This window comes from Mesorhizobium sp. Z1-4 (assembly GCF_004000235.1).
Taxonomy (GTDB): Bacteria; Pseudomonadota; Alphaproteobacteria; order Rhizobiales; family Rhizobiaceae; genus RCIO01.
Map to the genome: position 1 here is coordinate 308,799 of NZ_RCIO01000002.1, position 13,702 is coordinate 322,500.

Below are 13,702 nucleotides of genomic sequence, written 5' to 3' on the forward strand. Positions count from 1 at the left end.
GGGGCTCCGCCGTGATTGAACTGCCTGCCGAGCGCATGGACCAGGTGCTGAAGCGTTTCGAGATGCTCGAGGCGCGCATGGCGGCCGGGCCCGAACCGGAAGAGTATGTGAAGCTGGCGTCCGAATATGCCGACCTGCAGGAAATGGCGGGCAAGATCAGAGAGCTGCGCGACGCCGAAAAGGAACTGGCCGACCTTGAGGGGCTGATCAGCGAGGCTGGCACCGACGCAGAAATGCGCGATCTGGCCGAGGCGGACCTGGAAGCGGTGAGCGAGAAACTGGAAGCGCTGCGCCAGGAGATCCAGATACTGCTTCTGCCGCGCGACGCGGCCGACGAAAAAAGCGCGATATTGGAAATCCGCGCCGGCACGGGCGGCGACGAGGCAGCACTCTTCGCCGGCGACCTGTTTCGTATGTATGAGCGCTACGCGTCCTCGCAGGGCTGGAAGATCGAGGTCGTTTCGGCCAGCGAAGGCGAGGTGGGCGGCTACAAGGAGATCATCGCCAGCGTGTCGGGCAAGGGCGTGTTCGCCAAGCTCAAGTTCGAATCCGGCGTGCACCGTGTGCAGCGCGTTCCGGAGACGGAGGCTGGCGGGCGTATCCATACGTCGGCTGCGACGGTCGCCGTGCTGCCGGAAGCAGAAGATGTCGACATCGAAATCCGCAACGAGGATATCCGCATCGATACGATGCGCGCCTCGGGTGCCGGCGGCCAGCATGTGAACACGACGGACTCCGCCGTTCGCATCACGCACCTGCCAACCGGCATCATGGTGGTATCGGCGGAAAAGTCACAGCATCAGAATCGGGCGCGGGCGATGCAGATCCTGCGGGCGCGGCTGTTCGATATGGAGCGCACAAAGGCGGACGACGAGCGCTCGGAGGCGCGGCGGCTGCAGGTCGGGTCCGGCGATCGCTCGGAGCGCATCCGCACCTACAACTTTCCGCAGGGGCGGCTCACCGACCATCGCATCAATCTGACGCTCTACAAGCTCGACCGCGTGATGCTGGGTGAGCTGGACGAGGTGATCGACGCTCTGATTGCAGATCATCAGACCAAACTTCTGGCGACGATGGATGGGTAAGACCGTGATTGGCCCGGCGGCGGGTGTGCTCGCCCGGCGGATCGCGGAGCAATTACGGGCGGCCGGCATCGAAAACGCGGCGCAGGATGCGCGCGTCCTGGTCGCGCATTTTGCCGGCGTCACACTGACGGAGCTTGTCGCGGGCGCAGACCGCTCAATCGACGCCGTGACCGCCGAGCACGTGCTGGCGGCAGCGGAGCGGGCGGCGGCGGGCGAACCGCTGTTTCGTATTCTGGGCCGGCGGGCGTTCTACCGCGTAGAGCTTGAACTCACCCCTGAAACGCTCGACCCGCGCCCCGATACGGAAATCCTTGTCGACCGAATCATACCGCATGCGCGGCGAATCACGGCCAGCTGTGGCAGCTGCAACCTTCTCGATCTCGGCACCGGAACGGGCGCGATCGCGCTGGCGGTACTGAAAGAGGTCGACGGCGCGACAGCCCTGGGTGTGGATATCTCGGCCGGGGCAGTTGAAGCAGCGAACGCCAATGCCTGTTCAAACGGGCTGGAAAAGCGGTTTCGGGCCGTGGTTTCAGACTGGTTTTCCGACGTAAACGAAATATTTCATATCATCGTCTCAAATCCTCCCTACATAAGTGCTTCGGAATATGCGTCGCTGCCGGAGAATGTCCGGCATTTCGACCCGAAATCAGCGCTTTTGGGCGGGGTTGACGGGTTGGCGGCCTACCGCTCGATTGCGGCCTCCGCAGCCGGCTATCTGCATGCCGAGGGTCTGGTCGGGGTCGAGATCGGATACAGCCAGCACGAGGCCGTGTGCGATGTGTTCGAGCAGCATGGCTTCAGGCATTTCGAAAGCGCGTCGGATCTCGCAGGACACGACAGAGTGCTGCTGTTCAGGCGCTAGGGCGGCGGATTGACGCGGCGCAAAAAAAACTTGGCAATCAGGAGGATTGTGGTTAGGTTCCGGCTACCGGATGAGACGAAGCAGGCAGTGCTGTTTTCAATTCCGTGCTCCGAAAAACAAGCTGCCTTGAGCGTGAACAGCGCCACGGGCTCCGTGCGGGGTTTCCGGGAATGTGATTGAACCTAGCAAGGTTTATTTGGGCGGTCGCGCGACGCGCGCTTGATCGCCGTGGGTGGAAAGCGGGCAAGCCGGATCGGTGACCGCAAGGAATTATCGCAACTTACCTCAGATGGAATACGAATGAGGCCACAACAGCAGAACCGGCGCATGCGCGGCCGCGGCAATAACAACAACAACAACCGCAAAGGCCCGAATCCACTGACCCGCAGCTATGAAAGCAACGGGCCGGACGTGAAGATCAGGGGTACCGCACAGCAGGTCGCAGAGAAATACGCCGCTCTGGCGCGTGATGCGCAGAGTTCGGGCGACCGGGTGATGGCTGAGAACTATCTTCAGCACGCCGAACATTACAATCGCATCATCGCTACGGCTCAGGCCGCGCAGGCTGCAGCGCAGCAGCAGCGCGAGTCGCAGGATGGCGACGACGATGACGACAACAATGAGCGCGATGACCGCGGCGGCCGCCGCAACGACCGCGACCGCGACCGCGACAGCGCCCAGGCCAGCGAACAGCGAAACGAGCAGCCGAATGGCTCAGGTCCGCAGCCGGTGATCGAAGGCGTGCCCGCCGAAGTCGCCCATTCGCAGGGTGAACTGAGCGGAACGCAGAGCAAGCAGTCCGACCAGGACGACAGCCAGCACATGAATGGCAAGAACGGCTCGGCTGAGGCGAATGCGGAAGACGAGCAACCGCGCAAGCGTACAAGACGGCCGCGCAAGCCGCGCGTGGAGGCTGCTCCGACGGCAGACGATGGCGGCAGCGAAGGCGCCGAAGCCGGTCAGTCGGAGGCCGTCAACTAAGCGGCAAGAAACCGGGTTCAGAATAAAGGCGAGGCTTCGGCCTCGCCTTTTTCGTTTGGCAGGTCGGCGCCTTGAGCAAATCGCCCGCGATACCCATATCCATCGCAAGTTGGGCCTGCCACGCGCTGGGGGTCCGTCATCACAAACTGATCCGGTGCCTGTTGCAGGGCCGGTGAGGCAAGGAAGACGCTTATGAATATCGAGAAGTACTCCGAGCGGGTCCGGGGTTTCATCCAGTCCGCGCAGACGATGGCGTTGTCGAAGGGTCATCAGCAGTTCACGCCCGAACATTTGCTGAAAGTGCTGGTGGATGACGAGGAAGGCCTGGCTGCCTCGCTGATCGAACGCACAGGCGGGCGAGCGAAAGATGTCCGGCTCGCTGTCGAGGCCGCGCTTGAAGCCATGCCCAAGGTCGAAGGCGGCAACGGCCAGCTCTACCTCGCGCAGCCGCTGGCCAAGGTGTTTTCCACCGCAGAAGAAGTGGCGAAGAAGGCCGGCGACAGCTTTGTCACCGTCGAACGCCTGCTGCAGGCGCTGTCGATGGAAAAATCGGCAAAGACGTCCGACATTCTCTCCAGGGGCGGCGTGACGCCGACAGCTCTTAACCAGGCGATCAACGACATTCGCAAGGGCCGCACGGCAGATTCGGCTTCGGCGGAGCAGGGCTATGACGCACTGAAGAAATACGCCCGCGATCTGACAGCAGATGCACGGGCGGGAAAACTCGATCCGGTGATCGGACGCGACGACGAAATCCGGCGTACGATCCAGGTGCTTTCCCGGCGCACCAAGAACAACCCGGTGCTGATCGGCGAGCCCGGCGTCGGCAAAACCGCGATCGCAGAAGGCCTGGCGCTGAGGATCGTCAATGGCGACGTACCGGAGACGCTCAAGGACAAGCAGCTGATGGCGCTCGACATGGGCGCGTTGATTGCCGGTGCGAAATACCGTGGCGAGTTCGAAGAGCGGCTGAAAGCCGTGCTGTCCGAAATCCAGTCGGCTGACGGCGGCGTGATCCTGTTCATCGACGAGATGCATACGCTTGTTGGTGCGGGCAAGGCCGATGGCGCCATGGACGCGTCGAACCTTTTGAAGCCGGCGCTGGCGCGTGGCGAGCTGCACTGCGTTGGTGCAACAACCCTCGACGAATACCGCAAGCATGTTGAGAAGGACGCCGCACTCGCGCGCCGTTTCCAGCCCGTATTCGTGAACGAGCCGACCGTGGAAGACACGGTTTCGATCCTGCGCGGACTGAAAGAGAAATACGAGCAGCACCACAAGGTGCGGATTTCGGACTCCGCGCTCGTATCGGCGGCAACGCTTTCCAACCGCTACATCACCGACCGCTTCCTGCCCGACAAGGCAATCGACCTCGTGGACGAGGCGTCGTCGCGGCTGAGGATGCAGGTCGATTCCAAACCCGAAGCGCTGGACGAAATCGACCGCCGCATCATGCAGCTGAAGATCGAGCGCGAGGCGCTGAAGGTGGAAAAGGACGCGGCTTCGAAGGACCGGCTGGAAAAGCTGGAGAAGGAACTCGCGGGTTTTGAGGAAGAGTCCGCGGCGCTCACGGCTGCCTGGGCTTCGGAAAAGGAAAAGCTCGGCCTTGCCGCCGAACTGAAGCGGCAGCTGGACGAGGCGCGCAACGAACTTGCCATCGCACAGCGCAAGGGTGAGTTTCAGAAAGCGGGCGAACTTGCTTATGGCCGCATCCCCGAGCTTGAGAAGAAGCTCGGCGAGGCCGAGGCGCAGGAAGAAGGCGGCAAGGGCTCCATGGTCGAAGAGACCGTGACGCCCGACCATGTGGCGCACATCGTTTCGCGCTGGACCGGCATTCCGGTCGACAAGATGCTGGAAGGCGAGCGCGACAAGCTGCTGCGTATGGAAGATGAGCTTGCCAAGCGTGTCGTTGGCCAGGGTGAGGCGGTTCAGGCCGTGTCCAAAGCGGTGCGCCGCGCGCGCGCCGGCTTGCAGGACCCGAACCGGCCGATCGGCTCGTTCATGTTTCTCGGCCCGACCGGCGTCGGCAAAACCGAGCTTACGAAGGCACTGGCGAACTTCCTGTTCGACGACGAAACCGCGATGGTTCGCGTCGACATGTCGGAGTTCATGGAAAAGCACTCGGTGGCCCGTCTGATCGGGGCGCCTCCCGGTTATGTCGGCTACGAGGAAGGCGGTGCGCTGACTGAAGCGGTGCGACGCCGGCCTTATCAGGTCGTGCTGTTCGACGAGGTCGAAAAAGCGCATCACGATGTGTTCAACGTGCTCTTGCAGGTGCTGGACGACGGGCGCCTGACCGACGGCCAGGGCCGCACGGTCGATTTCCGCAACACGCTGATCATCATGACGTCGAACCTCGGCGCCGAGTACCTCGTCTCGCTGGGCGAGGGCGAGGATGTCGACAAGGTTCGCGACGAGGTGATGGGCGTGGTGCGGGCGTCATTCCGGCCCGAGTTCCTGAACCGTATCGACGAGGTGATCCTGTTCCACAGGCTGCGCCAGCAGGATATGGGCCAGATCGTTTCGATACAGCTTGAACGGTTGGGCAAGCTGCTCGCCGACCGCAAGATCGAGCTGGTGCTCGATGAGGCGGCGATCAAATGGCTGGGCGAAAAAGGTTACGACCCGGCCTATGGAGCGCGGCCGCTGAAGCGCGTCATGCAGAAGGAGCTGCAGGACCCTCTGGCGGAGAAAATCCTGCAGGGCGACATTCTCGATGGCTCGACCGTGCAGGTGTCGTCCGGCTCCGACAGGCTTGTCTTCAAGGCGAAACGGTCTGTGCGGACAGAAGAGCCCAAGGCAGCTTAAGGCGAACCGGCCGCTCTCAATGAGCGGCCGGACATACCCTGAAATATTGAAATGCCGCCGCGACTCACGGCTAGAAGGGACATGTCCGCTTCTTCCGAGCGCTTCGCCAGGGCGCAAGTCAGAATCGCGCAGGCTTGTGCCACCATCGAGCGCGACATCACGGCGAACCACCGTATCCGCGATCTCGCCCGGGCGGCCGGAATGGCGCCGCATCATTTCCAGAGACGCTTTGCAGCGATGACAGGCGAAACCGTTGCCGGCTACCTGCGCAGCAGGCGGCTCGAACGGGCAGCCATACTGCTTTGCCAATCCGATTCGCGCATAATCGATATTGCGCTCGATTGCGGTTTTGAAACCCACGCGGCGCTGACACGTGCATTCAAGGCGCATTTCGGCATCAGCCCAGCAGTGCTGCGGCGCGACGGACTTGATGCACAAAAGCAAGGCGCGCAGCCGCGCTCATTTCTGAAACCGGTCGAATCGAACTCGCTGGAAGTGGCCTGCGATGTCGTCGATATGCCAGCGCAATGGCTTTGCTGGCGCCGCGCCACCGGAATGGTGGATGGCCGCTATTTTCCGGACATGGACACAACGCAGGCGGCATTTGCAGCGCTTGAAGACGAGCTCGGCGATCTGGCTGCCACATTTGCGTCAGGCTACCCGCAGGGGCCCTCGGGGTTCGATGACCAGGGGGCCGTCGCATATTTCGGGGCGCTGATGGATGAGAAACGGAAACTCGACTGGGCCGAAGGCTGGACCCCGATCGAAGCCGGTTCCTATGCCGTTTTCGGGCATCACGGACCGCTGACAACCCTGCATCTGACCTGGCACAGGGCGGCGCGGGTCGGGCTCGGCCGCCTCGGACTGGCATTGCGGCCGGGCTGGATGGTGGAAACCTATCTGACCTCGCTGGCAGAACCGGCGGAGGGGCGGCTCAGCGCTCTCATTCATCTGCCAGTCGAGAAAAAGCACGTTCGGGAAAGCGCGGCATCTTCCCGATGACTATGCCTTCGGCGACAAACAACGCCGGAGAAAGCCGTGACCGCCAATCAGCCTGAAATCCTGTCGAGACCGCTTCGCGATCTCGCAGCCAGCCTCGCCGATGCCGATGAGCGCACGGCGCTTTTCCAAGCACTGCGCACACGGCGCGACACGCTGGAGCCCAAGATCAACGCGTTCGAACTGCGCAATGAAGACGTACCCGATCATGTGTCCGGCCCGCTCAACGGACTGCCGATAACGGTCAAGGACCAGATCGCGGTGGCCGGGCTGGTTTGCACATCCGGCCTCGACCGGCCGGGCAACAAACCCGACCTCACCAGTGCAAAGATCGTTACCCGCTTTCAGGAAAGGGGAGCGGCGGTGACGGGCAAGACCGCGCTTCCGCCGCATGCGATGGACTTTCAAACCTACAACCGGCGGCGGGGCCGAACGAACAACCCGCATGACCTGAGCTTCACTGCCGGCGGGAGTTCGGGCGGCGGTGCGGCAGCCGTTGCGTCGGGCATGTCGGTACTCGACCTGGGTGCTGACCTCTCAGGTTCGCTGCGGGTGCCTGCCGCGTGGTGTGGGGTGGCATCGCTCACGCCGGGCGAGGGGGCGTGGCCGGCGGAGGGGATGCTTTCGGGCGGCCGCCATCTTGAACATTTCGCCCGCGTGGGGCCGATTGCCAGAAACGCGGCAGACCTCGCCTTCGCCTGGGATTGCGTCAGCGGCGCTTCGCGTGGCGCCCGGGATGGCGGCGGGCGGGATCGTGTCCGCATCTGGATGCCCGATGCGGCGTCGCCATGCGACGCGCCAACGGTTGCCGCCTGGCTGGCGCTGCCGGACCGGATCGCGGATGCCGGGGTTGCCTGTTCACGCGATCCGCTTGGGAGCCTGTTCGAACCGGAACGCTACCGCCTGTTCGGCGAGATCATGGGGTATGAAACCGGGGCGTTCATTCCGCCGCCGGTGCGGTGGCTGATGCGCCGCGACAAGGGGCCGGCGCGAAAGTCTCCCGGGTTTCTTGCGCATGTTCACGCCGGGTATCGCCGAGACAAGCGCCGCCACGCCGACAATCTAGCCGCCATGGCGGCGGTTCGGAACGATGCGCTGTCGCTGCTGGATGGCGTCGACGCGCTGGTGCTGCCGGTTACCGGCATTTGCGCTTTCCGCCACATCGAACCGAGCTCGGACCGGACCGGGGTACGCGACTACGACACCTGGTTCGACACCGGTGCGGGAAGGCTCGGGTATTTCGATGCGCTGACACGGTTCACGGTGCCGACAGGCCTGCTTGGCTGGCCGGTTGTCACCCTGCCGGTCGCGCGTGACCCAAACGGGCTTCCGATCGGCGCGCAGTTTGTCGGAAGACCCGGCGGAGAGCAGGCATTGCTGGAGCTGTGTGCCAAGCTCGAAAGCCGGCTCAGCTGGTGTGCCGCTCGCTGAAACGGCTGCCGGCATTCGCGCGATGCGGAGGGGCTTGTGCCGGGCCCTGCCCGTGGCGATAGTCCGCCGGAACGGAGGTTCCGGTGATACTCGAGGAATATAACAGCTTCTGTGCCTCGCTTCCGCACACATCTCACGTCGTGCAGTGGGGCGGGGCTCATGTCTGGAAAGTCGGCGGCAAGGTGTTTGCCATCGGCGGCTGGAACGATGGCGCGTGGCTGAATGTCACTTTCAAGGTGTCCGATCTCGGCTACGACATCCTGAAGGAGCAACCGGGACTGCGGCCGGCGCCATACCTCGCCTCACGCGGTATGAAGTGGATCCAGCGCACCGGTCCGGAGAGCATGAATGACGATGCGCTGAAGGACTATCTGCGCGAAAGCCACCGTATCGTCGGCTCGGGCCTGCCGAAAAAGAAACGTGCCGAGCTCGGGCTGGATTGACCTGGCGCAAAGCCGCCGCTTTTTCCGCCTGGTGCCATCTTCATGTCCCGTTCATGCGCGATGCGGATGATGAAAAGCAGCGAATCGTGCGGGACTTGACCCGCGAGCTGCACCGAAAGAGGACGCGCATGATCCGGCTTCTGGTCATTTCCGTTATGTGTTCTTTGATTGCAGGCACGAGCGTAGCCTCAGCTCAAAGCCTTTTCGGGTCCGGCGACGGCCGCTACCGCGATGCCGACAGCTATATCGACCAGTATGGCCGCGAAGTCATTTTCGACGTGCAGACCGGACAGGTCATTGCCGTGGTGCCGCCGGGCGAACGTCGCTACATTTCGCCGGCCGAGAGGCGCGCAGAACGGCGGCGCGAACTCGGCCGCGAGGAGCGGAGCGAGAGGCGCATTCCGCTCGGCGAGCGCCTGCAGCGCGAACTTGAAGTACACCTGGGCATTCGAGAGCCCGAGGCCGGCAGGTTCGACGGGCGCGAACGCGCTCCAGATTATGCAAGGCCGGAATATCCGGAACGGCCGCAGCTGCCGCGCGAGGCGCCGCGCAACCGCGTCGATCGCATGCCTCTGGGCGAGCCTGAAGAGCGGTCTGTGGAACGCAGCACGGACGAGCAGATCGCGGCGGTGCCGGAACAGGAGCGGGGGGCTGTGACCGTGTTGCCCGCGGAACCCGGCGTCGATGCCTCGCTGCTTGGCAAGGGCGCAAGCGAGGACGTTGCGAAAATCCAGATCCTGCTCGACCGCGCCGGCCTGTCGCCGGGCGTGATCGACGGGCGCATGGGCGACAATGTCAACAAGGCGATCAAAGCCTACAAGGAAAAGACCGGCCAGGCGCTGAGGACCTACGATCCGGCGTCGGTGGACGAGGCGCTTGCCGCATCGGGCGGCGATCCGTTCACGACCTATACCATCACCGCGCAGGACGCGGCCGGCCCGTATGTGGCTTCCGTACCGGCGGACTATGGCGAGAAGGCACAGCTTGATCGTCTTCCCTACACGTCAGTCGTTGAGATGCTGGCCGAGCGCTTTCACATGGACGAGCGCTACCTTCAGGCGATCAATCCGGGCGTGAATTTCGACCGGCCCGGGACGATCGTCAAAGTGGCCAAAGTCGGTAAGCCGGTGTCCGGCGAGGTTGCGCGGATCGTTGCCGACAAGGCGCAGAAGCAGGTGCGTGTCTATGCAGATGGCGGCAGGCTGCTTGCCGCCTACCCGGCGACGATCGGCTCGGAGGGCACGCCCTCGCCGAGCGGCACGGTGAGCGTGGAGCGGATCGCGTTCGATCCCGAATACACCTACAATCCGAAGATCAATTTCAAACAGGGCCAGAATGACAAGGTTCTGACCATTCCGCCCGGCCCGAACGGCCCGGTGGGGTCGATCTGGATCGCACTGTCGAAACCGACTTACGGAATTCACGGTACGCCGGAGCCGTCGAAGATCGGCAAGACATTCAGCCATGGCTGCGTGCGGCTGACGAACTGGGACGCCACCGAACTTGCCAAGATGGTGAGCGAGGGTGTGACGGTCGAGTTTCTGGAGTAAGCGCGGTCCCACGCTGTTCGATTGCAGGAGCGGTGCGTGGCCGATAGGCTGCGCCAATGCAGTCCCCGCACGAGACCGCGCTTCCACCGATCGCGCATGAACCGCCTCCGGCACACGACACATTCTGCCCGGAGCGGCGCCGCCGCTATGTGCTGATCGCAGCAATTCTGGCGTCTTCGCTGGGGTTCATCGACGGGTCTGTGGTTTCAATCGCGATGCCGGCGATCCGAGCGGATATCGGCGCCACGCTTTCCCAGGCGCAGTGGATATCGAACGGCTACGCGCTGATGCTGTCGGCACTCATTCTGGTCGGCGGTGCGCTCGGCGACCGCGCCGGCCTGCGCCGCAGCTTCGCGGCGGGCATTGCCCTTTTCATTGTTGCTTCGCTGTTGTGCGCAGCCGCTCCCACGCCGACGCTGCTGATCGCGGCCCGGACCCTTCAGGGCGTTGGCGCGGCGATAATGGTACCTGGCAGCCTGGCGATAATCGCCAAGGCATATCCGAAAGCAGAACGCGGCCGGGCGATTGGCATCTGGGCCGCGTCGTCCGCGCTGACCACGGCTCTTGGGCCGGTTCTGGGGGGTATCGTGCTGTCGGCATTCGACGATGCGGTGTGGCGCTGGATATTCGCTATCAACCTGCCGCTGGGCGGCATTGCCCTCTACCTACTCATCGCCAGGGTCCCGCCGGACGCAGCGGCGCCGCGCCGCGAGCTGGACATCGGCGGCGGACTGCTCGCGATGGCCTCGCTCGGCAGCATCGCGCTGGGGCTCACACTGCTGTCCGGCGAAGCAAAGATCGCAGGGCTGGACGTTCCGACACTGCTAATCGCGGGCGGATCCATTCTGATCGTGCTGTTTCTGTTGTGGGAAGCGCGGCACCCGGCACCGATGATTGAGCTCGCACTGTTTCGTGCGCGCAGCTTTTCGGGTGCGAATCTCGCTACCTTCTTTCTCTACTTCGCGCTTTCGGCGATCCTGTTCTATCTGCCCATGATGCTGATTGCGGGGTGGGGCATCGAGGAATCGACCGTCGGTTTCCTGTTCCTGCCGCTTTCCGCTTCAATCGCGCTTTTGTCGGGCCCGGTCGGGAAAGTGTCCGACCGGATCGGGCCGCGCGTGCCGATGGCGGCCGGCAGCCTGCTGGTCGGCGTTTCCTTCGCTGCGCTTGGCTGGCTGGCAAATGCCGGCATTCATCAGTTCTGGGGTGGCGTGTTTCCCATGATGCTGCTGATGGGGCTCGGCATGTCGCTGGTTGTCTCGCCGCTCTCGATTGCCGTCATGACGTCGATCGATGACAAGGACACCGGTGCGGCATCCGGCATCAACAATGCCGTTTCGCGCATTGCCGGCCTCGTTGCGGTGGCGGCCCTGGGTTCGGTTGCAGCGATCCGCTTCGCGTCGGTTGCCGCCGGGGCGGAGGTGCCGGAGTTCGGCGAAACTCCCGCCGCCGGGCTGGCTGCGGATCTGGAGCGTTTGCGCGTGGAGGCGGGAGACCGTGCATTTGCGGCCGTTGCCTGGGTTGCAGCGTCGGGCAGTTTCCTTGCCGCAATAATCTCGTGGCTGACGGCACCGGGAAAGAGCGGTAGCGAGCCGGGCTCCGAACCGGCGGAAACACCGGCCGGCTAATTTGCCCTAACCTGCGGCGGCCACCTTCAGCGGCGGCGAGCTGTCTTCCATCAGCAATTCGTCGATGCGCTCGCGCTCGCGCGTGAAGGCTTCCAGCTCGCGGTCCTTAAGGACGCGGCCGACCGGCAGGCGCACGCGCATCGGGTCCACCTTGGTGCCGTTGACGACCAGCTCGTAATGCAGGTGGTTGCCGGTCGAAAGCCCGCTAGAGCCTACATAACCAATGATTTGTCCCTGGCGCACGCGCGCGCCCTCCGAAACGCCTTTGGCGATGGCGCTCTGGTGGCTGTAGGAGGTTTTGTAGCCATTGGCGTGTCGAATCACTGTGTGGCGGCCGTAACCGCCGGACCAGCCGGCTTCCTCCACCGTGCCGTTGCCGGCGGCGATGATCGGAGTGCCGCTGGCGATCGCCCAGTCAACGCCGGTATGCATCTTGGAATAACCGAGAATCGGGTGCCGCATCATGCCAAAACCGCGGCTGAGACGGGCGCCGGGGACGGGGCTGCGAAGCAGGAACTGCCGCGCACTGCGGCCGTCCTGATCGAAATAGTCGATCGTGCCGTCTTCCATCTGGAAGCGGTAGAAGCCGCGGGCCGTGCCGTTGAAGGTTGCGGCCAGATACAGCATCTCGGATTCATCCGAGGCGCTGCCATCTTCGTGCGGATTGGAGAAAAAGACTTCAATTCGGTCTGAAGGATTGAGGCGCGACTTGTAATCAACGTCCGACGCAAGCAGCTTGATCATCTGCCGGGTCATGTCCTTGGTGAGGCCGTAGGCATAAGCGGCACGGTAGATGCCATCATATACGGACGGCAGGTCGCCTCTCACGTGAACGGGCGGCGAATCGTCGAAAGCGGTCAAAATCTCGGGGTTCAGTTCCGGTTCGTCGCCGGGAACGAACTGTCCGCGGTCGTCCACGGCGATGGACAGAAGGTGCTTGTCGCCATTGTAGATGCTGGAGCGGACGATGCGGCTTTCGTCGCCACGGGTCTCGATACCCACACGCAACACGGCGCCGGCCCTGAGGCGCGATCCGCCGAGCAAGGTGGCCAGAGCCTGCGCCATGCCCTTCACGTCTTCTTCCTCGTAGCCCGAATCGAGGAAAGCGCTGAGGATTTCACGATCGGCGCGGAACGGGATGATGTCTTCGGCGAATTCGGTCGTGGCGCCGTCGGAATCGAGCCTCGGTGCAACGGTCACATTCTCCGGAACAATCCTGACGCCATAGCTGGCGCCGAGTGTCTGGACGGCGAGGGAAGTCTGGCCGAAGCGCTGCGGGTCGACATAATGAAGCGCAGCGACCTGAACGGCCCCGTCCGTCAGCACCGAGCCGGTGGTGCGGACAACCTGCTCAACCTCGTCGGCGGTCAGCTCATTGGATTCGTCAAACGCTGCAGTTTCGACAGGAAAGTCGACATTGCGCAGGCTGACTTCGCTTTCCACCTTTGCACCGTAGATCAGCCCGGTTGTCGCGGTTCGGGCGGCGCCGTCCTCCGCGAATACGGCCAGCGGGTCAAAGGATGGATAATCGTGCGAAGTGGTGTGGCCCGCAGCCAGCGCCATCTTCACATGCTGGAAGGGCAGGGTGCGTATCAGGTTGCGGTCGCCGGCGGTGATGATCGTGGAGACTTCCATGCGCCGCCTGTCGCGGGCGCGGCTGACGGTGCGAGCAGGCACTACCCGCGCCATCTTCGCTTCCGCGTCGGATGTTCCGTCATCGTCGAGGCTGGCGATTTCCGGCGGGGTTGCAAGCTGCTCGTGGCCGTCAAGCGCGGCGAGCAGGGCTGCGCCCATCAGAACACTGGATGTGATGCCGGTCAGGAAGGTGCCCGACAACCAGCGCGCGGAAACCTCACGGCGGTCAGGCGGGCCGCTGCGGCCGTCGCCGGAAACCGGAGGCTCGTTGCCCAAG

The 13,702-nt window shown here is 63.6% G+C and carries 10 protein-coding genes (1 of these 10 running past the window's edge); 9 read left to right on the forward strand and 1 reads right to left on the reverse strand.

The window, feature by feature from the left end; genetic code table 11:
- Positions 1–11 precede the first annotated feature (11 nt).
- From prfA to EP165_RS08555, 9 genes are all read left to right on the forward strand, one after another.
- Complete coding sequence (gene prfA, locus EP165_RS08515; RefSeq protein WP_127521449.1) at positions 12–1,085, forward strand: peptide chain release factor 1; 1,074 nt, start codon at positions 12–14, stop codon at positions 1,083–1,085.
- The gene (prmC, locus tag EP165_RS08520; protein WP_127521450.1) at positions 1,078–1,950 is read left to right on the forward strand and encodes a peptide chain release factor N(5)-glutamine methyltransferase; all 873 of its coding nucleotides are present in this window, start codon (positions 1,078–1,080) and stop codon (positions 1,948–1,950) included. The genes prfA and prmC overlap by 8 nt, the downstream gene beginning before the upstream one ends.
- Before the next feature lie 300 nt (positions 1,951–2,250).
- Complete coding sequence (locus EP165_RS08525) at positions 2,251–2,931, forward strand: DUF4167 domain-containing protein (protein ID WP_127521451.1); 681 nt, start codon at positions 2,251–2,253, stop codon at positions 2,929–2,931.
- 192 nt (positions 2,932–3,123) lie between these two features.
- Positions 3,124–5,739 (forward strand): ATP-dependent chaperone ClpB, encoded by a 2,616-nt coding sequence (gene clpB, locus EP165_RS08530; protein ID WP_127521452.1) that lies wholly within the window; start codon positions 3,124–3,126, stop codon positions 5,737–5,739.
- An 81-nt stretch (positions 5,740–5,820) separates the two neighbouring features.
- Positions 5,821–6,741: a helix-turn-helix domain-containing protein gene (locus EP165_RS08535; RefSeq protein WP_164742987.1), complete on the forward strand. Its 921-nt coding sequence runs from the start codon at positions 5,821–5,823 to the stop codon at positions 6,739–6,741.
- A gap of 36 nt (positions 6,742–6,777) precedes the next feature.
- The gene (locus EP165_RS08540) at positions 6,778–8,169 is read left to right on the forward strand and encodes an amidase (protein WP_127521454.1); all 1,392 of its coding nucleotides are present in this window, start codon (positions 6,778–6,780) and stop codon (positions 8,167–8,169) included.
- Between the two features lie 83 nt (positions 8,170–8,252).
- Positions 8,253–8,612 (forward strand): MmcQ/YjbR family DNA-binding protein, encoded by a 360-nt coding sequence (locus EP165_RS08545; protein WP_127521455.1) that lies wholly within the window; start codon positions 8,253–8,255, stop codon positions 8,610–8,612.
- A gap of 128 nt (positions 8,613–8,740) precedes the next feature.
- Positions 8,741–10,162 (forward strand): L,D-transpeptidase family protein, encoded by a 1,422-nt coding sequence (locus tag EP165_RS08550; protein ID WP_127521457.1) that lies wholly within the window; start codon positions 8,741–8,743, stop codon positions 10,160–10,162.
- A gap of 56 nt (positions 10,163–10,218) precedes the next feature.
- Positions 10,219–11,790 carry an MFS transporter gene (locus EP165_RS08555; protein ID WP_127521460.1) on the forward strand — a complete coding sequence of 524 codons (1,572 nt, stop codon included), beginning with the start codon at positions 10,219–10,221 and terminating at the stop codon, positions 11,788–11,790.
- A 6-nt stretch (positions 11,791–11,796) separates the two neighbouring features.
- Here the strand turns inward: EP165_RS08555 and EP165_RS08560 are convergent, their stop codons facing one another.
- Positions 11,797–13,702, reverse strand: the 3' portion of a protein-coding gene (locus EP165_RS08560) for a M23 family metallopeptidase (protein ID WP_127521462.1). 29 nt of this gene lie beyond the right edge of the window; only the last 1,906 of its 1,935 coding nucleotides appear in the window; its start codon lies off the right edge, out of view; its stop codon occupies positions 11,797–11,799.

Bases quoted from the DNA above. Each gene is read 5' to 3' on its own strand.
- EP165_RS08555 (WP_127521460.1), top strand. From the start codon at position 10,219: ATGCAGTCCCCGCACGAGACCGCGCTTCCACCGATCGCGCATGAACCG.
- EP165_RS08550 (WP_127521457.1), top strand. From the start codon at position 8,741: ATGATCCGGCTTCTGGTCATTTCCGTTATGTGTTCTTTGATTGCAGGC.
- EP165_RS08525 (WP_127521451.1), top strand. From the start codon at position 2,251: ATGAGGCCACAACAGCAGAACCGGCGCATGCGCGGCCGCGGCAATAAC.
- prmC (WP_127521450.1), top strand. From the start codon at position 1,078: ATGGGTAAGACCGTGATTGGCCCGGCGGCGGGTGTGCTCGCCCGGCGG.
- EP165_RS08535 (WP_164742987.1), top strand. From the start codon at position 5,821: ATGTCCGCTTCTTCCGAGCGCTTCGCCAGGGCGCAAGTCAGAATCGCG.
- clpB (WP_127521452.1), top strand. From the start codon at position 3,124: ATGAATATCGAGAAGTACTCCGAGCGGGTCCGGGGTTTCATCCAGTCC.